At 67.3% G+C, this 15388-nt stretch carries 14 protein-coding genes and 1 pseudogene; 3 read left to right on the top strand and 12 right to left on the bottom strand.

Translation table 11 applies throughout. The features are described 5' to 3' along the window. Positions 1-219 precede the first annotated feature (219 nt). The 3 genes from IMZ11_RS16925 to IMZ11_RS16920 all read right to left on the bottom strand — a co-directional run bounded on the left by IMZ11_RS16925 (position 220) and on the right by IMZ11_RS16920 (position 3692). On the bottom strand, positions 220-2430 hold the full coding sequence (locus IMZ11_RS16925; RefSeq protein ID WP_308066803.1) for a transglycosylase domain-containing protein: 2211 nt from the start codon (positions 2428-2430) through the stop codon (positions 220-222). Beyond that, on the bottom strand, positions 2427-2549 hold the full coding sequence (locus IMZ11_RS45275) for a hypothetical protein (protein ID WP_255706592.1): 123 nt from the start codon (positions 2547-2549) through the stop codon (positions 2427-2429). Before IMZ11_RS45275 ends, IMZ11_RS16925 begins: the two co-directional genes overlap by 4 nt. Positions 2550-2798: 249 nt before the next feature. Further along, entirely contained in the window at positions 2799-3692 is an 894-nt protein-coding gene (locus IMZ11_RS16920) for an oxidoreductase (protein WP_228642471.1), read from the bottom strand. Between the two features lie 94 nt (positions 3693-3786). On the opposite strand from IMZ11_RS16920, the gene IMZ11_RS16915 reads away from it, so the two are divergent. Beyond that, complete coding sequence (locus IMZ11_RS16915) at positions 3787-4452, top strand: DNA-binding response regulator (protein WP_228642469.1); 666 nt, start codon at positions 3787-3789, stop codon at positions 4450-4452. A 67-nt stretch (positions 4453-4519) separates the two neighbouring features. Here the strand turns inward: IMZ11_RS16915 and IMZ11_RS16910 are convergent, their stop codons facing one another. The 4 genes from IMZ11_RS16910 to IMZ11_RS16895 all read right to left on the bottom strand — a co-directional run bounded on the left by IMZ11_RS16910 (position 4520) and on the right by IMZ11_RS16895 (position 7799). Beyond that, the gene (locus tag IMZ11_RS16910) at positions 4520-5098 is read right to left on the bottom strand and encodes an NADAR family protein (RefSeq protein ID WP_228642467.1); all 579 of its coding nucleotides are present in this window, start codon (positions 5096-5098) and stop codon (positions 4520-4522) included. Further along, a complete protein-coding gene (locus tag IMZ11_RS16905) occupies positions 5095-5328 on the bottom strand; it encodes a hypothetical protein (protein WP_228642465.1) in 234 nt (77 codons plus the stop codon). The genes IMZ11_RS16910 and IMZ11_RS16905 overlap by 4 nt, the downstream gene beginning before the upstream one ends. Positions 5329-5539: 211 nt before the next feature. Then, on the bottom strand, positions 5540-6901 hold the full coding sequence (locus IMZ11_RS16900) for an NAD-dependent succinate-semialdehyde dehydrogenase (protein WP_228642463.1): 1362 nt from the start codon (positions 6899-6901) through the stop codon (positions 5540-5542). Between the two features lie 610 nt (positions 6902-7511). After that, the gene (locus tag IMZ11_RS16895) at positions 7512-7799 is read right to left on the bottom strand and encodes a hypothetical protein (protein ID WP_228642461.1); all 288 of its coding nucleotides are present in this window, start codon (positions 7797-7799) and stop codon (positions 7512-7514) included. Positions 7800-8058: 259 nt separating this feature from the next. Here IMZ11_RS16895 and IMZ11_RS16890 point away from each other — a divergent pair, with 259 nt between their 5' ends. Continuing rightward, entirely contained in the window at positions 8059-8271 is a 213-nt protein-coding gene (locus IMZ11_RS16890) for a hypothetical protein (protein WP_228642459.1), read from the top strand. 125 nt (positions 8272-8396) lie between these two features. Here IMZ11_RS16890 and IMZ11_RS16885 read toward each other — a convergent pair whose 3' ends face one another. Continuing rightward, positions 8397-9647, bottom strand: coding sequence for an NAD(P)/FAD-dependent oxidoreductase (locus IMZ11_RS16885; RefSeq protein ID WP_228642457.1), 1251 nt, complete (start codon positions 9645-9647; stop codon positions 8397-8399). A 110-nt stretch (positions 9648-9757) separates the two neighbouring features. On the opposite strand from IMZ11_RS16885, the gene IMZ11_RS16880 reads away from it, so the two are divergent. After that, on the top strand, positions 9758-10240 hold the full coding sequence (locus tag IMZ11_RS16880; RefSeq protein ID WP_308066802.1) for a MarR family transcriptional regulator: 483 nt from the start codon (positions 9758-9760) through the stop codon (positions 10238-10240). Positions 10241-10438: 198 nt separating this feature from the next. Here IMZ11_RS16880 and IMZ11_RS16870 read toward each other — a convergent pair. The 4 genes and pseudogenes from IMZ11_RS16870 to IMZ11_RS45270 all read right to left on the bottom strand — a co-directional run. Next, positions 10439-10741, bottom strand: a pseudogene (locus tag IMZ11_RS16870) (transposase); the annotation flags it as partial. Continuing rightward, positions 10675-12027, bottom strand: a complete 1353-nt coding sequence (locus tag IMZ11_RS16865) for a glycoside hydrolase family 55 protein (protein ID WP_228642455.1) — start codon at positions 12025-12027, stop codon at positions 10675-10677. The pseudogene IMZ11_RS16870 and the gene IMZ11_RS16865, both read right to left, overlap by 67 nt. Positions 12028-12426: 399 nt before the next feature. Then, complete coding sequence (locus tag IMZ11_RS16860; RefSeq protein ID WP_228642452.1) at positions 12427-14823, bottom strand: DUF4132 domain-containing protein; 2397 nt, start codon at positions 14821-14823, stop codon at positions 12427-12429. A 1-nt stretch (position 14824) separates the two neighbouring features. Continuing rightward, a complete protein-coding gene (locus tag IMZ11_RS45270; RefSeq protein ID WP_255706591.1) occupies positions 14825-14953 on the bottom strand; it encodes a hypothetical protein in 129 nt (42 codons plus the stop codon). Positions 14954-15388: the final 435 nt, after the last annotated feature.

Genomic DNA, 15388 nt, shown 5'->3' with positions numbered 1-15388 from the left:
GGCGGCGGAGCGTGAATATGTCACCGGTCAGGTCCGCGGCAAATCTACCGGTGCCACCACTCGACCCTGATCCCCTGCTCGAATCACCGGCGGGCACACCGGCTCCTTCGGGTCAGATATGAGCGTCATGCACCGCGCCTGAGTAGCGGAAGCCGCGCATGACAAGGGCGAGGAGGCGGATGTCCTCCTCGCCCTGTGTCGTTCAGCGGGGCGTGCCGGTCACATATCGGCCGGGACCACGGTCACGGGGTCCCCGCCGCCTCCGCCGCGGCCGTTGCCGCCGATGACCGACCCGCCGCAGTGCGAGCCGCACCCGCCGAAGCGCGACGTGTTGATCGGGTGGAAGGACGTGGCCTTCACACCCCTCAACGCGCTCAGCATGGTGTCCTTCCAGATCGGGCCGGGGATGGTGGCCCCGAAGACCGCGCCGTAATACGTACCGCCGATGGTGACGCCGTTCAGCTTGTGCGTGGTCGAGCCGCGCGGGTCGCCGATGCTCACCGCGGCGGCCAGGTCCGGGGTGAACCCGGCGAACCACGCGGTGGCCTGGTTGTCGGTGGTACCGGTCTTGCCCGCCGCGTCACGGCCGATGCCGCCCACGCCGCGCATCGTGCCCTTGGTGAACACTCCCGACAGGATGTTCGCCGCGGCGTCCGCCACCTCCGGGTCCAGCGCCTGGCGGCACTGCGGCTGGTAGTCGGTCACCTTGCCGTTCCTGTCGGTGATCTGCGAGATGGCCATGGGCGCGCAGTACTTGCCACGCGCGCCGATCGCGGCGTACGCGTTGGCGACGGTCACCGGGTCCATCTCGTTGATGCCGAGGGTGAAGGTCTCGTACTCCTGCAGCTTCAGGCCGTCGGAGCGCTTGATGCCCAGCGACTTGGCGGTCTGCACCGTGTCGCACAGGCCGACGCGCTGCTCCAGCTCCATGAAGAAGGTGTTGACCGACCCCCAGGTGCCCGTCTGCAGCGTCTTGAAGCCGCCGGATCCCTCGTCGTTGGTGACGGTGTGCGTCGGGTCCCCGATGTTCTCACCCTTGCAGTTCTTGAAGGTGTAGTACCCGGGCGCACGGTATCCGGCGCCGACGCTGAACCCGTCGCTGATCTTCATGCCCTTCTTCAGGGCCGTGAGCAGCGTGAAGGTCTTGAACGTCGAACCCGCCTGGAAACCGACGCCGCCGCCGTGGGCCGCGTCGGCCACGACGTTGTACGACATCTCGTTCCTGCGCGCGTTCTGGCCGTACTTCCGGCTGGCCGCCATCGCCTTGATCATGCCGGTGCCCGGCTGGATCAGCGCCTCGGAGGCGACCGCGTTGTCCGACGCGTGGACCCGCTTGCGGATCGCCCGCTCGGCCGCGGCCTGCATCTTGGGGTCGATCGTCGTCTTGATGGTCAGGCCGCCCCGGTTGAGGAACTGCGTACGGCTCTTCTCCGTCTTGCCGAAACTCGGATTCTTGAGAATCTCGTTCCGCACATACATGCAGAAATACGGATAGGGGCTGGCGCCGCACCCGCCGGGCAGCGGCGTGCCCTTGTAGCCCAGCTTCTTGGCCTTGGCCTCCTGGGCCTGCTCCGGCGTGATCTTCTTCAGCTCGGCCATCCGGTCCAGGACCACGTTGCGCCGTTCGAGCAGCCGCTTCTGGGCCTTCCTGCCGGCCTCGGGGTCGGTGCTGTTCGGCAACTGCACGGCCCCCGCCAGGGTCGCCGCCTGCGCCAGGTCCAGCTCGGACGCGTTCACCCCGAAGAACCGCTTGGCCGCGGCCTGCACACCGTTGGCGCCGGCGCCGAAGTAGGCGATGTTCAGGTACTTCTCCAGGATCTGGTCCTTGGAGTACTTCTGCTCGACCGCCATCGCGTAGCGCAGCTCGTTCAGCTTGCGCCCGTAGCTGGCCTCGAGCGCCTTGTTCTTGTCCTTCGTGGTGACCGCGGTGTTGAGGAGCACCTGCTTGACGTACTGCTGGGTGATGCTCGAACCACCCTGGCTGACCCCGCCCGAGGCGAGGTTCTTCACGAGGGCCCGGGAGGTTCCTTCGAGGTCGATCGCGCCGTGCTCGTAGAACCGGTAGTCCTCGATCGAGACGATCGCCGTCCTCATCACCTCGGCGACCTTGCTGAGCGGGACGACCTCGCGGTACTCCTCGTAGAACTGCGCGATCTGGTTGCCCCTGGCGTCCAGGACCGTCGTCTTCTCGGCCAGCGGTGGCTCCTTGAGGTCCTCCGCCTTGAGGTTCAGCCCGTCCGACGCCGAGAGGATCACCGCGCCCGTACCGCCGACGGCAGGAAGCGCCAGAGCGGCGGCCAGCAGCCCCGCTACCGCACCCGCTCCGACCAGACGTACGACGTTCTTCCCGATCGACTTCCTGGCCTTGGCCTCACCCGCGCCACGCCCGTCCCAGCCGTCGGCCTGTCCGGTCTCGTCGAAGATGTTCACCGGACGCTCGCCCGCACCGTGCCGTCCACCTGCCCGGCCCACCGGCCCATGGCCGGCAGAGCCGCCAGGTGCTCCCGGCCGGGCGTACCCGCCGGGAGGCTTGCGACGGTCGTGTACATAATTCTCCCCCTATCAGAATTAGGACGAAGCCCTAAACCTATAGGCGAGATGGAATGTATGTGCAACTTGGCCGAGTTCGTACGGATCGCAGCCGCAATCGCGCTGCACGTCCGTTGCGAACGACCGTCAGGTTCCCCCTGGTCAGCGGAAGTCCGGGGCGCGAGGAAGCGCCATATCCAGACTTTATGTCGATCATGACATCCTGTTCCCGCATTCGATCTCGTGGACGGCCTCGGGCGGCTGGACGCTCAGTCCCCGAGCGCCGCCAGGTCCTCGGTTGTCAGGAGGATCCGTGCCGCCGCCATGTTCTCCTCCAGGTGGTCGAGGGAGCCCGTGCCGGGGATCGCGAGCGATGCGGGTGAGCTCGCCAGCAGCCACGCCAGCGCGACCTGCGCGGTCGTGGCCCGGTGGCGGGCCGTGACCGCCGCCGTCGCCGCCGCGTCGATCGGACGGTACCCGCCGCCGAGCGGGAAGAAGGGCACGAAGGCGATCCCGTCCTTCTCACACCGCGCCAGGAGCTCGGCGTCGCCCCGGTCGTGCACGTGGAAGCTGTTCTGCACGGCCGCCACCGGGGCGATCGCCCGCGCTTCCGCCAGCTGCGCGGCGTCGACGTTGCTGACGCCCAGATGCCGGATCAGCCCCTCCTCGCGCAGCTCGGCGAGGGCCGCGAAGCGGTCGGCGATCGACACGCCGCCCGGGGCGTTCATGCCGCCCACCCGCAGGTACACGAGGTCGAGCCGGTCGACACCGAGAGTGCGCAGGTTGTCCTCCACCAGGCCGCGCAACTCGTCCGGGCCCGCCTCGCCACTCGGAACGCCGTCCGAGTCGAGCAACGGCCCGACCTTCGTCGCGATCACCAGGTCGTCCGCGTAGGGCGCGAGCGCCGTACGGATCAACTCGTTGGCCACCACCCCCTGCCGCCGGTAGAACCACGCCGTGTCGATGTGGTTCACGCCGAGTTCGACCGCGCGGCGCAGTACCGCGACACCCGTCTCGGGGTCGCGGACGGGCCCTTGGAAGGTGCCGGTCGGGAGCCGCATGGCGCCGAAACCGAGCCGGTGGACCGGAAGGTCTCCCCCGAGAAGGAACTCGCCGGTGAGGGCGGCGTGGGTCGTCGAGTCCGTGTTCGTGTTCTTCGTCATGCCCGTCAGCCTCGCGCGGACGAGGGCGCGGGCCAACGGGATGGCAGCAAGCTGCCACCGCGTGGGCCCCCTCATGGGTGGTCATAATGAGCGGGTGACAGCCGATCAGGTCATCACCGTCCGCGGTGACGCGGAACTCGTCGCCCGGGCCGGTCACCTGTTCTCCGGGACTCAGCGCGAATTCGTGTGCGCGGCTCGTGATCTCGACACGTGGTCCCAGCCTGAGGCTCGGCAGGCGATCAGCGACCGGATGCATGGGAACGGCACGGCCGGCTTCACGGTCGACAAGCTCCTCACTCCGGCCGCCCTCGCCGACGAGGCCGCACGGCTGCACCTCCACCAGGTCGCGGCCAGGGGCGCCCGGGTGCGGATCAGCTCGGCACCGCTGCCGCACGAGACGATCATCATCGACCGGCGGGTGATGATCCTCGCCGGGCGCGACGGACCGGGCCCGCGCGAGTTCACCGTGACCACCTCGCCCGCCCTGGTCGACGGCGTGTACGCCCTGTTCCGGGCAGCCTGGGAGAGCGCCACCGACCTGGCCGCCTATCTGCGCGGCGACGCGCCGCACCTCGACGCCGGCAGCCGGGCCGTGCTCCGCGCTCTCGGCGAGGGATACACCGACGAGACCGCGGCCCGGCATCTCGGCCTCTCGTTGCGCACCTACCGGAGACGGGTCGCGGAGCTCATGGCCACGCTGGAGGCCGATTCCCGGTTCCAGGCCGGGCTGCGCGCGGGCGAGTTCGGCCTCACCGGGTAACGGCCGGAATAGCGCACACCGTACGGAAGACTCCGGTCGCGCACGCGGCGCGCATACGTGCCGAAGCTCATGGCGTCGTCTCAAGAGTCTCGCGGGCCTTCATCAGCGCGAACCCCAGCAGGTTCAGGCCCTGCCAGGTCGCCGGGGAGGCGGCGCGCTCGTCGGTGGCCGTCAGGCCGATCCCCCAGATCCGGTCGCGAGGGCTGGCCTCCACCAGGACCCGCTTTCTCGTGGCGAGCAGGAACCGCTTCAGCTCGGGGTGCCGTCCGAACTTCGCGATGCTGCCACGGACCACGATGTCGAAACGACGGGCGTTCCAGAGCTGCTCGTCGAAGCCTCGTACGGCACGGCCGAACGTCTTGGCCTCACCCGGATGGTCTGCGGCGAGAATCTTGCCGGCCGTCTGGGCGTCGCCGAACAACCATGCCTTGTGGGCCATCATGTAATGCTCCGCCGAGGCGAAGGTGTGGCCGTCCTCGGTGAAGGCGACCGGCCACCACTGGCTGAGGCAGCCGGGACCGACACCACCGTCACGCGCGGGCTGGTGGCCCCAGAAGTACAGATAGCGCAGGACCCGGCCCGCCTGCTCGGCGGCGATCGCCTCATCCACAGTGTGAGGCAGGGGGAGCTGATCGGACACGTTCACACCGTGCCACAGGCGTCCTCGGCGTCGCCAACGAGTTGTCCCCCATGCGGCTTCCGGCCCTCCCCCGCAAACGGCACGGCTGTGGATCTCGCTGCCGGATCCTCCTGGTCGCCGCCGCGGTGGAACTGCGCCTCCGCTACAAGGGCTTCCTTTTCGAGGCCGGTGGCGACGTCAAGGGGGCCGACCTGAAGATCTGCGTCTACCAGCCGAAGCGGCATGCGGTCGTGCACTGCCGGACCAGGAGCATCTCCGTCCGCGGAACGGCAATGACCGGGACCTCAAGGACGTGCATGAGCGAGCACAGGTGTCGAGTTGAGGCTGATGCCGAGATCATTGATCAAGATCGGCGATAGGGCAGGCGGCTGAGGGCTCGGTTTCGAGAGCGGGCCTGATGAGGCCGACGGCTCCTGGAGCCGTCGGCCTCATCACGCGGCGGCGCTGTCAGTCTGCGACGAAGAACATCCGCTTGTTGACGAACTCGTCCATGCCGAGGGGACCGAGTTCGCGGCCGAACCCGGAGCGCTTCACCCCGCCGAACGGAACTTCTGCGCCTTCACCGGCAGGGGTGTTCACGTTCGCCATCCCGGTCTCGAGCAGTGAGGCCACGGATGTGGCTCGATCCACGTCGGTGCTGAACACCGCGCCACCCAGTCCGTACTGCGTGTCGTTCGCCAGCTCCAGGGCCTCCTCGTCGCTGCCGACCTTGTAGACCACGGCGACCGGCCCGAACAGCTCTTCGCTGTAGGCCCGCATGTCCGGGGTGACACCCGTGAGGACGGCAGGCGAGTAGTACGCCGCCGGGGCGTCACCGAGCACACCGCCTGCATGCAGTGTCGCTCCCTTGCTGACCGCGTCGTCGACCTGGGCCGCGAGCGTCTCCGCAGCCGCCCGAGATGACATCGGGGCGAATGACCCCGGCTCGATCGCGAGCGCCTTCCGGGTGAGCTCCGAGACGAAGTCATCGAAGAGGTCGTGCATCACGATCATGCGCTTGTTGGAGTTGCAGGCCTGGCCCATGTTGTACATGCGGGTGCCCCACGCTGTCTCCGCCGCCTCCGCGACGTCGTCGCTGTCGAGGATCACGTAAGGGTCCGAGCCTCCCAGCTCGAGCACGCACTTCTTCAGGTACTTCCCCGCGAGCGACGCGACGATCGCACCGGCCCGCTCGGATCCGGTCAGCGAGACGCCCTGCACCCGCGGGTCGGCGATGATCGTCTCGATCTGCTCGTGGGTCGCGAACAGGTTGACGTACGCGCCCTCCGGCACGCCGGCATCCTTCATGATCTGCTCGACTGCGAGCGCCGACCGCGGCACCGACTCGGCGTGCTTGAGGATGATCGTGTTGCCCAACATCAGGTTGGGCGCCGCGAAACGGGCGATCTGGTAGAACGGGAAGTTCCACGGCATGATCCCGAGCAGGGCACCGATCGGCAGTTTCTGCACGACCGCCTTTCCGCCCGAGAACGTCTTGATCGGCTGGTCCGCGGCGAGCGTCGGGCCCTCGGTCGCGAAGTAGTCGAAGATCGCCTGGCAGAACTCGACCTCCCCCACTCCCTCCGAGACCGGCTTGCCCATCTCCTGGGCCGCGATCGCGGCAAGCTCATCCGCACGCTCGGCGAACAGTGCTCCGACCTTGCTGACGATCTCGGCGCGTCGGGTGATCGGGACGTCCTTCCACGTCGCGTACGCCGCGGCGGCGGCCGTCAGCGCGGCCTCGACGTCCGCGTCGGTCGCCGGCTCGAAGGTCTCGACGACCTCGCCCGTCGCCGGGTCGGTCACCTGGTAGGCGGGACTGGTGCTCATCGTCGTTCTCCTGTCGGGGGTTATTCAGCCGGTACGCGTCCACTCCTCGCTCGCCCCAGTCGCTCTCGAAGTAGACGACAGGGTCGTGCGTCTCGGGCCCGAAGTACGTGGCAACGGCAGCCCAGCAGATGCTCACGGCGTGCCTCGAGGCCCAGCTTCGATCATGTCGATCAGAGCTGCCTGGCCTGGGGAGACCACTGGCCTCTGAGCTCGCACGTCGCTCCGCCGATTTGTTCGGTTCAGAGACTACCTGCGGTGCGTTCGCATGCTTCAACCACGGTGCGCGACCTCAGAGCTTGCTGATCTCCGCCGACGTACGAGGGCGCGGTGACGGCGTCTTGCTCCTCGTCGAAGAAGGCCATCTTTCGTGTCGTGAGGTCTACTCCATCGAAGACGAGCCGGCCACGCTCCCACGCCCTGAAGATCTCATCGTGAACGCACCAGGCTCCTGGGAGTGACGTCCCATAAGAGGAGCAAGTCCGAAGCCCACCCATGAACTCATGAATCCGCGAACCAAAAGCTCGGCAGATCACGGTTTCAGGATAGTTCAATGCAGGTCAGTAGGCATGCGTGGTCCCTGCAACTGGCGACGGCACGCACCATCCGTCGATCAACGCGTTGAACGCTTCCCTAGAGCCGCCAGCAGAATGCCGACCGGCGTAGTGACAGCCATCAGCGCCAGGAAGGGCAGCATATCGATACGGATATTCATTTGCGGTTGGTAGGTGTTCATGTACCACTCGTCAAGCGCGGCCAGGAACCAAGCCACGGCCGGTAACAGCAGACAATGGGAGCCCGCCCGCGTGCGGCGTAGGACCAGGTGGAGCGCCACAAATATCAATCCGCCGAGAGTCAAAGGCAGGGTCTGATACAGCATGCCAATTACGTCGTAGATCATGTAGCTGCTCCATTCTAGTAGATTAAGCGGAGCTGTAACCTGGCATGTGCATCGTCTGCGACGACTCCGGATCTCATCCTAAAGCCATCGGGAAGAGGAGGATCTGACACGAGAGTGCAACGCCTCGAGCCAGTCGGCGACCATGCCCGTTCCGGTGACCCGTCCGATCAGCGCCAATGCCGGACTAATGCTCTCCTCCGGCTCCACGGAATCTTCGTGAACTTCTGGACCGCGGATTTCAAAGCGCAAGCCTTCCATCATGCGGTCGAGCGCCTGTGGATCATCGCCGGGATCGGTGGAGTTCCTGCTGCAGTGGGACGATGAGCGGGTGCCGCGGGCTCAGGGCCTGGCGCTGTTCGACGCCTTGGCCTCAACCGAGAAGACGCTGCACGGCAATCCCGGCAGGCACGGGGAGATCCCGGCATTCGAACTGGACAGCACGCTACGGTTCTTCGCCCGGCACCTCGGCTGACACCGCCGCCCGCAGTCCTCGACGCGCCGATCGGGATTTGTTCCCAATCGGCGCGTTCAGCGAACACTGGTCGGCGTGGCCGACACAGCCCGGTGGCACGAAGGCCTCGATCGTGTTGTTCGCGTCTATTGGAATACCCGTTTCTTCACCGGCGGCAGGGCGTTCAGGATCCGCAGTGCGGCCTTGGTCGCGGCGAAGGAGAAGGCGCCCGTGGTCGCCGACTGTTTGAGGGCGCGGTTGGAGGCCCGTACCGCGGCGAAGCCGTACTGGCGCATCTCGTTCTCATATGCGCCGACGGCTTGGAGGAGTGGGAGCTCGCCACAGTAGACCGCGGACAGCTTCTGAGTGAGTATCTCGGCGTCACGAAGAGCGATGTTGGCGCCCACGCCGAGCGAGGGCGGCATGCTGTGGATGGCGTCTCCCATCACGGTGACGTTGCTCGGCGGCCAGGCCTTGACGGGTACGGCGGTGCGGATGCTGATCGCGTTGATGGAGCCGGAGTCGGAGTGCTCTATCAGGCGGCGCAGTCGCGGGTCCCATCCGCGGAGGTGGTCGATAACCAGACGGCGCAGTTCCTCCCCGGAGCGGCCGGCGACAGGCATGCGGTCACTCGGTCCGGTGAAGCCCCAGACCACGCAGTCGCCTGCGTCGGGTGGTGCCAGATGCCGGTAGGCCTCGGCGATGACGGCCTGGTGAGTGGCGATGAACATGCTGAGGCCGCGGGGAGCGAGCACGGAGATGGGCCCGCGGTCGAGATGGCGCGGGAGCAGCCGTCGGGTCTCGGTGGTGAGCGGCAGGCGCCCGCCGATGGAGACCATGCCGGTCTCTACCCGTTCGGCGTGCGGCAGGAACTGGGCGCGGATCGCCGAGTGGCCGCCTTCCGCGCCGATGAGCAGGTTGCCTTCGGCGGTGGATCCGTCCGCGAAGCGAACGGTGACGGCGTTGTCGCCGTGCCGCTCGTAGCCGATGCACTCCTTGCCGAAGCGCACGATGTCGTCCAGTTTCTGGAGCAGGATCCGCCGCAACGTGTAGCGGTTGACCGAGCGGTGCGCGGCCACCGGGTCGGGCTCGGTATCGTCGGCGAGGACTTCGACCGAAAGTAGCTCGCCGAGTCGTTCGGTCAGGAAACTCATGGCTCGGGGCGGTCGGCCCGAGGTTGCCGCGACGGCGGCGAACAGGTCTGCGGGCAGGCAGGTGTGCAGCGCGTGGCTGCCTTCCGGGCTGATGTGCAGTCGGTAGCCTTCCCGGAAGCCGGCGGCAGTGGGCGCGCGCTCGAATACGGCGACGTCGGCGCCTGCCTGGCGCAGGCCCTGGGCGAGGCAGAGCCCGCCGATGCCGCCGCCTGCGATCAAGATCCGTAATGGTTCGGTGGGCATGAACCGCTCCTTTACCTAAGAGTTTTAGCTAAAATTAATAGGTAATTTGCGATCCGAGTCAAGCTTTCGAGTGTGGGAAAATCTGCGCACATGCGGCGAAGGAGGAGCTCGTGGCTGTGCGACCAGGCCAAGACGCCGAGCAGATACGCGCACAGCTCGGACGCCAGCTGGGCGGCCGGCTCGGCACGGGCGTGGTGCTCTTCCACTCGGCCATCGCCGAGCGGCTCGGCATCAACGTGACCGACTGGCGCTGCCTCGAGCTGCTGCTGCGCACGGGGCCGGCCAACCCCACGCGGCTTGCCCAGCACACCGGCATGTCCTCAGCCGCCATCGCCCAGATCCTGCGACGACTGGAGCGTGCGGGCCTCGTCGTCCGTCGCCCCGACCCCTCCGATGGACGCCGCACCCTGGTCCACCCTGTCTCCGATCCCGACCGGGACCGCGACCTGGGCGAGATGTTCACCGGCATCCACCACCGCGTTGCCGACCTGACCTCCTCCTTCACTAATGATCAGCTCGCCGTCATCGCGGCCTTCATGGCCGGCCTCGCCGAGATCATGGAAATCGAGGCGGCAACCCTGCGCCTCCACTAGGGCGCGTATTCAGGCGGTCATCCCGAAGAAGAAGGACCAGGCCGCCAGCCGGAAGAAGGGCAGCAAGGGCGACTGGCCCGTCCGCCGACCTCTACAACGAGCGGAACACCGTCGAGCGTCTGATCAACAAGCTGAAGGCCTGGCCGAGGCATCACCACCCGCTACGGCAAGGCCCCTGACAGCTACCTCGCCGGCCTCCGCCTTCGCGCCGCGATGCCGCAGGTAGGCGCGATTGCCGCAGGACGAGTAGGCCTTGTCGGCGGCAACCGCGCCGGGCCGGGTGCGGGGATGGCCGACAGGCCCTCCGACCCGTACTTTCTCCAGTACGGGGACGAACTGCGGACTGTCCGCGGCCTGCCCCGCGGTCAGGACGAACGCCGGCGGACGGCACTTCTGGTCGGCGGCGAGATGGACCTTGCTGGTCCGCCCGGGTGTCAGCCGGCGACGTCGGCGGTGGCCCAGGAGTCGCGGAAGGCGTAACGGGCGGGGGCGCTCGCGTACCGGAGGAAGGCCGAGCCGGAGGTGGTGCTGACGGCGGTGGTCGTGTGATAGAAACGGCAACCCTCGTAGATCATCTTGCCGTTCGTCAGGGAGGAGCCGTCGGCGTCCACCAGGTGGTAGCCGGCCAGTGTGCAGTCCTGGTAACGGGCGATCGGCAGCCGGTTGGAGGTGGCGGCGTACCGGTGCAGGTTGTAGTTGGCGGCTGTCGAGACCTGGAGGGCGGCCATGTCGGAGCAGGAGGTGAAGGTTACCGAGCCGTTGTTCCAGTTACAGTCGATGATCTTGTGGTTGGCACTCTTGGGTTCGAAGCGCACGCCGCTGACGTTCAGCCGGGTCGCGCTGATCTCCCCGTTAGCGAGCGGCATGTAGAAGTACCGGGCGTTGTTGGAACCGACCATCGACCAGGAGCCGCCGAGCACGTTGATGGAGCCGCCCCGGTCAAAGCGGAAGAAGTCGCCGCCGGCGAGCGCGAAGTTGCAGGAAAGCATGAAGTAGTTGAGGAACTGATTCTGCTGGTTCCGGCTGGACGGACTGGAGATTCCGCAGTGCAGGAAGGCGTCGGTGTAGACGGAGGCGGTGTCGGTCGAGCACATGATGAAGTGGTGCTCGCTGTTGTTGTTGGCCTCGTGATCGCCGTCGATGCCGATGACCCGGTCCCAGGGACCCTTCCATTCAACGTTCTGGTAGACGAAGTACTGGTTCTGGCCGTTGCCGTACTCGGGATACTGAGAGGTGCTGTCGATGGTGTCGACCGACCAGTAATACGCGAAGCGGTTGTTGGCGTTGTTGGACTGGAAGGCCATGTCCTGGAAATAGGTGTACCGCAGCCGGACGGCGGCCGTGATCAGGTTGTTCTCGCGAGGGTCGCTGTTGGCGGTGAAGGTGGTGGCGAAGTTGATGGTGGTCACCCGCGGGCCGGCGCCACGGAAGCGCAGGCCGAAGATCTGGTCGGCATTTCCGCTGGTGGGTGACCACATCAGGGTGTCTTTCTTGGTCACTTTGTACGTGCCCGGCGGGAAGTAGATCTCCTTCTTCACCACGCCGTTGGTCCGGCCGGCGATCGCGGCGGTGACGGCGGCCTTGATGGCGTCGGAGTCGTCAGTGGTGCCGTCGCCCTTGGCGCCGTAGTCCTTGACATCTACGCTGAACACGGACGGATCGGTGTTGGCCGCGGCCGGTTCGGCAGCCCATAGCGACAGCGCACCTATGCCGGTGGCGGCTAAGCCTCCCGCCAGCGCGCGGCGGTTGAACGTGCTGCTCTGATCGTCCTTTTCGTTTGCGGACATGCTGAGACCGCTCCTTGGGTGGGGGGGTACATGATCGTGATCAAAATAGACCCCGCCCATTCGATCGGCAACCATAATCAGCATTTACTGGGCAACCGATTCCAGATGGAGCGCTTAGCATATTTCGGATAGTCGGCCCTGGTCCTACCGGCCATTTTCGCGAGCCTGCGATGGGGTGAGGTGCGCGCGCTCCGCTGTAGTGACCTGGACATGTACCACGCCTGCACCCCGACAGCGGTGAGGAGGACATCCCTTGGATCGTCGGGACGTTCGACGAGCTTGCCGTTGAAGAAGGTCGCCCCCGCCGCCGGACACTTGTGCTCCTGGGCCAAGTGCACCCCGGTCGCGCGCCCGCCCGTCGGCGCAGGCAATCCCTGTGATCTCAACTCCATACAGGCTTTAGGTAGCGACGAGCTGACGGGTGATGCTGGGATCACTGATGCTGGTGTCGTCTGCCAGCAGGAACGCCTTCGACACGATGACCGACAACATTCCGCCGTCCTCCTCGAACGGCAGGAACACCGATGAGGCGGAGCGGTCGCGGCCGGGGACGATGCACAGGTAGGCGTCGTTCGGCTCCATAAGGATGTTGCCCGACCCCAGATGAATCCGGTAGGTGCGCAGTTGCCCGCGCACGCGCAGGAACCGGTCGGTCAGCTCCACTCGGTCGGCGATTTTCAGCCGGGGCAGCAGCCGGGCCAGCGCGTCATGCCGCGTGCGAGCGGTCTCGCTCAGTTCGCCGAACCCGTACGACTGCCAGTAGCCGTCGTGCCCGGCCGCCGCCTGCTGGTCGAGCCCCAGGGACCCGACCCCCACGGCGAGGTCGGCGTCGCGCAGCAGTTCCGACAACACCAGCGGCGGCACTTCGGTGAGCGGCGCGTCGCCGGGAAGATCCGCGTGGCGGAACCGGATCGCGTCGGTGGCGGCGCAGGAGGCCGTGCCCCAGGCGTCCTGCTGGGGGTCGGAGGCGACCCGCATGCTCCAGCTCGCCTGCCAGCCGGCGAGCGTCTTGACGGCCGCCCCGATGTCGCCACCGCATTCGTAGTCCCAGTGACCGATCGACAGCCCGCTCCAGCCGCGCTGCTCCAGCAGCGCCTTGGCCTGCCCGTAGCGCACGAAGTGGCCCTTGAAACGGTCGGAGTGGGTGCGGGTGCGCTCCTCGGCCGGGGTGAGCAGGTAGACCTCGCGGAACGTCTGCTTGAACGGCTGCCTGATCCCCCGCTGCAGTAGGTGGTCGCGCCAGCCGCGCACCCCCTCGGCGCTCTCCTGGATTGGGTGCCACAACCGGACGGGCGTGTCGGCGCCCGGACGCACGGATCTGCCGCTCGCGCCGGCCAGTGCCCAGCCGCCACCGCTCCTGACCGGCAGCCCGGCGAAACCGTCGGGGAGCCGCCAGATGAGGGCGCGGGTGTAGGGGCCGGTGACCGGATGATCGAAGAAGTACTGCTCGGCCTCCTGCCAGGACAGCTCGCGTTCGACGATGAGCATCTGCTCCAGGCGCAGCCGCTCGGCGGCCTGCGTGCGTTTGAGGTCTTTCAGCGTGGCCTTCAGATCGGCGACCACGGGATCCTTGCGGATGGACTGGGGCACCGACTTGACGACGCGCCCGGACGCGTTGACGAACCGCAGCGCCGGCCCGTCGACGTCGAGCCGGACGACGCAGTCGCCGACCTGCTCCTCCCGGACCCCGTCGGGGCCCAGCCCGAAGGCCGGGACCGTCCGGTCGACGAGCTGTTCATGGCTCAGCCCCTCTTGTACGGCCACCGCGTCGAGGGCATCGCACGCCTTCGCCAGCAGGGCCGGTCTGCGCAGCTTGGCTCGTACGCGCGCGAGCACGCCCACCGTGTCGAGGCCGCCCCGCTTGGCCAGCACGTTCAGTGCGGCGTTAGCCAGTCTCTCGTTGCGGCAGACGGCAGCGCCGCCGGTGCCGTTGCGCCCGATGCCGCAGTTGATGGCGACGTCGCCGAGCAGCGTAGACACCCAGGGCGCGTCGATCACCTCACAGGTCCACAACATGCCGCGCAACGGGAGGGTGGTATGGCGGGCGAGGAAGACCCTGCCGCCGGGCTCGCGGCTCTCGCGATGGGTGGCCACGCGGGAGAGGATCTCGCGCAGCACTGCCACACCGTCGTCAGTGAGCAGCGTACGGACCTTGGCGAGCCAGGGTTCGCTGGGCCTGTGGGCCTTGGCCTTGGTCCAGTGTTTCAGCAAGGGCAGCACGGCGGGGTCAGCCAGCCGGGCGGCGTACTTCCCTGCCATGGCACGGGCGATGGGGTCGCCGTCCCAGACCAGGCTGCGCACGACCCCAGCCGGCCCGTGCTCTGGAGGCTCGGTCAGGACGCGCTTCAGGTCCTTGCGTAACGCGGCCCGGCCCGGGCTGCGGTGGGCGGGGTGCCACGGCGGCGCGTCACCAAGGATCTGACGGCGCTCGGAGTATCCAAGCGCCGCGATGGCGGCCAGCGGAATCCGGTACAGCTCGGCGTGCCCGGTGTGACCGCAACTCGACAGCGCGTCGGCGATCTCCCACAGGACGCGCGTGTCCTCGAACGTCCAGGGGATGTCGCCATCGGCCACCTCATGCACCAGCCGGAGCACCTCTTCGGGGTACTCGTGGCCGCCCTTGTCGCCCAGGCTGAGCCGCAGTTGCGCCCACATGCCGAACGCCCTGCGCCCGGCCTCGTCGGCGCCAGGCCGGCTGCCCGCGTCGTACAGGGCGACCAGCTCACGCGGCAGCCCCTCAATGTGGTAGTTGATCAGGTAGCCCTGGGACTTGGGAAAGTTGTCGAGGACGCCCATGTCAGCCTCCGGCCCGGGCCACGAGGCGGACGAACTCGCGTGCCGGGCTCGCGTCGAGCCGAGCGGGAAGGGCGATCTCGACTGAGCACCTGCTGGTGGCGCTCTCGTCTCTCAAGGCGGCCGTAGCCATGGGGGAGCTCCATAGTCGTCAGTCGGTCAACGTAACGGGCCATAGTTATCAACGGGCACCGACAATCCGGAGGCGGCCACGAGCCGGGGCCCGGAAACTCCTCGACCGTGCGCTTGCGCTTGAGGAACTCCTCGAGGCGTCGGAAAGTTGCGCACGTATTTGGCACGATCACCCGCAAGCGCTCGGGCGCAGCCGTACGCCACCGGACACGAGCCTCTGACCAGCATCGCCGCTGGCCAGAGGCCATTTACTGGTGCTCGTGGACAGCGCGCCCTGAGGGATTCGAACCCCGACCGCCGGATCAGAAGTGGATGATCTCTTTCCTGACGCCAACGCCCGAGACCTGCGGCGTTGCGATACGAGTCTCTCTAGCGGCGGAGATCATCCCGCATATATCCCGCGCCGGGACATGCGGCCCAGCCTTCTGATCCGTAG

It is taken from the genome of Microtetraspora sp. AC03309 (genome assembly GCF_020826795.1).
Classification (GTDB): domain Bacteria; phylum Actinomycetota; class Actinomycetes; order Streptosporangiales; family Streptosporangiaceae; genus Microtetraspora; species Microtetraspora glauca.
Note: the sequence above shows the minus strand (reverse complement) of the source record. Positions and strands in the feature narration are given on the sequence as shown.

Coding starts and splice junctions, on each gene's coding strand:
- IMZ11_RS16865 (WP_228642455.1), bottom strand. CDS start 12,027: ATGTCCGCAAACGAAAAGGACGATCAGAGCAGCACGTTCAACCGCCGC.
- IMZ11_RS16900 (WP_228642463.1), bottom strand. CDS start 6,901: ATGAGCACCAGTCCCGCCTACCAGGTGACCGACCCGGCGACGGGCGAG.
- IMZ11_RS16920 (WP_228642471.1), bottom strand. CDS start 3,692: ATGACGAAGAACACGAACACGGACTCGACGACCCACGCCGCCCTCACC.
- IMZ11_RS16860 (WP_228642452.1), bottom strand. CDS start 14,823: ATGGGCGTCCTCGACAACTTTCCCAAGTCCCAGGGCTACCTGATCAAC.
- IMZ11_RS45275 (WP_255706592.1), bottom strand. CDS start 2,549: ATGTACACGACCGTCGCAAGCCTCCCGGCGGGTACGCCCGGCCGGGAG.
- IMZ11_RS16885 (WP_228642457.1), bottom strand. CDS start 9,647: ATGCCCACCGAACCATTACGGATCTTGATCGCAGGCGGCGGCATCGGC.
- IMZ11_RS16890 (WP_228642459.1), top strand. CDS start 8,059: ATGCGGTCGAGCGCCTGTGGATCATCGCCGGGATCGGTGGAGTTCCTG.
- IMZ11_RS45270 (WP_255706591.1), bottom strand. CDS start 14,953: ATGGCTACGGCCGCCTTGAGAGACGAGAGCGCCACCAGCAGGTGCTCA.
- IMZ11_RS16895 (WP_228642461.1), bottom strand. CDS start 7,799: ATGATCTACGACGTAATTGGCATGCTGTATCAGACCCTGCCTTTGACT.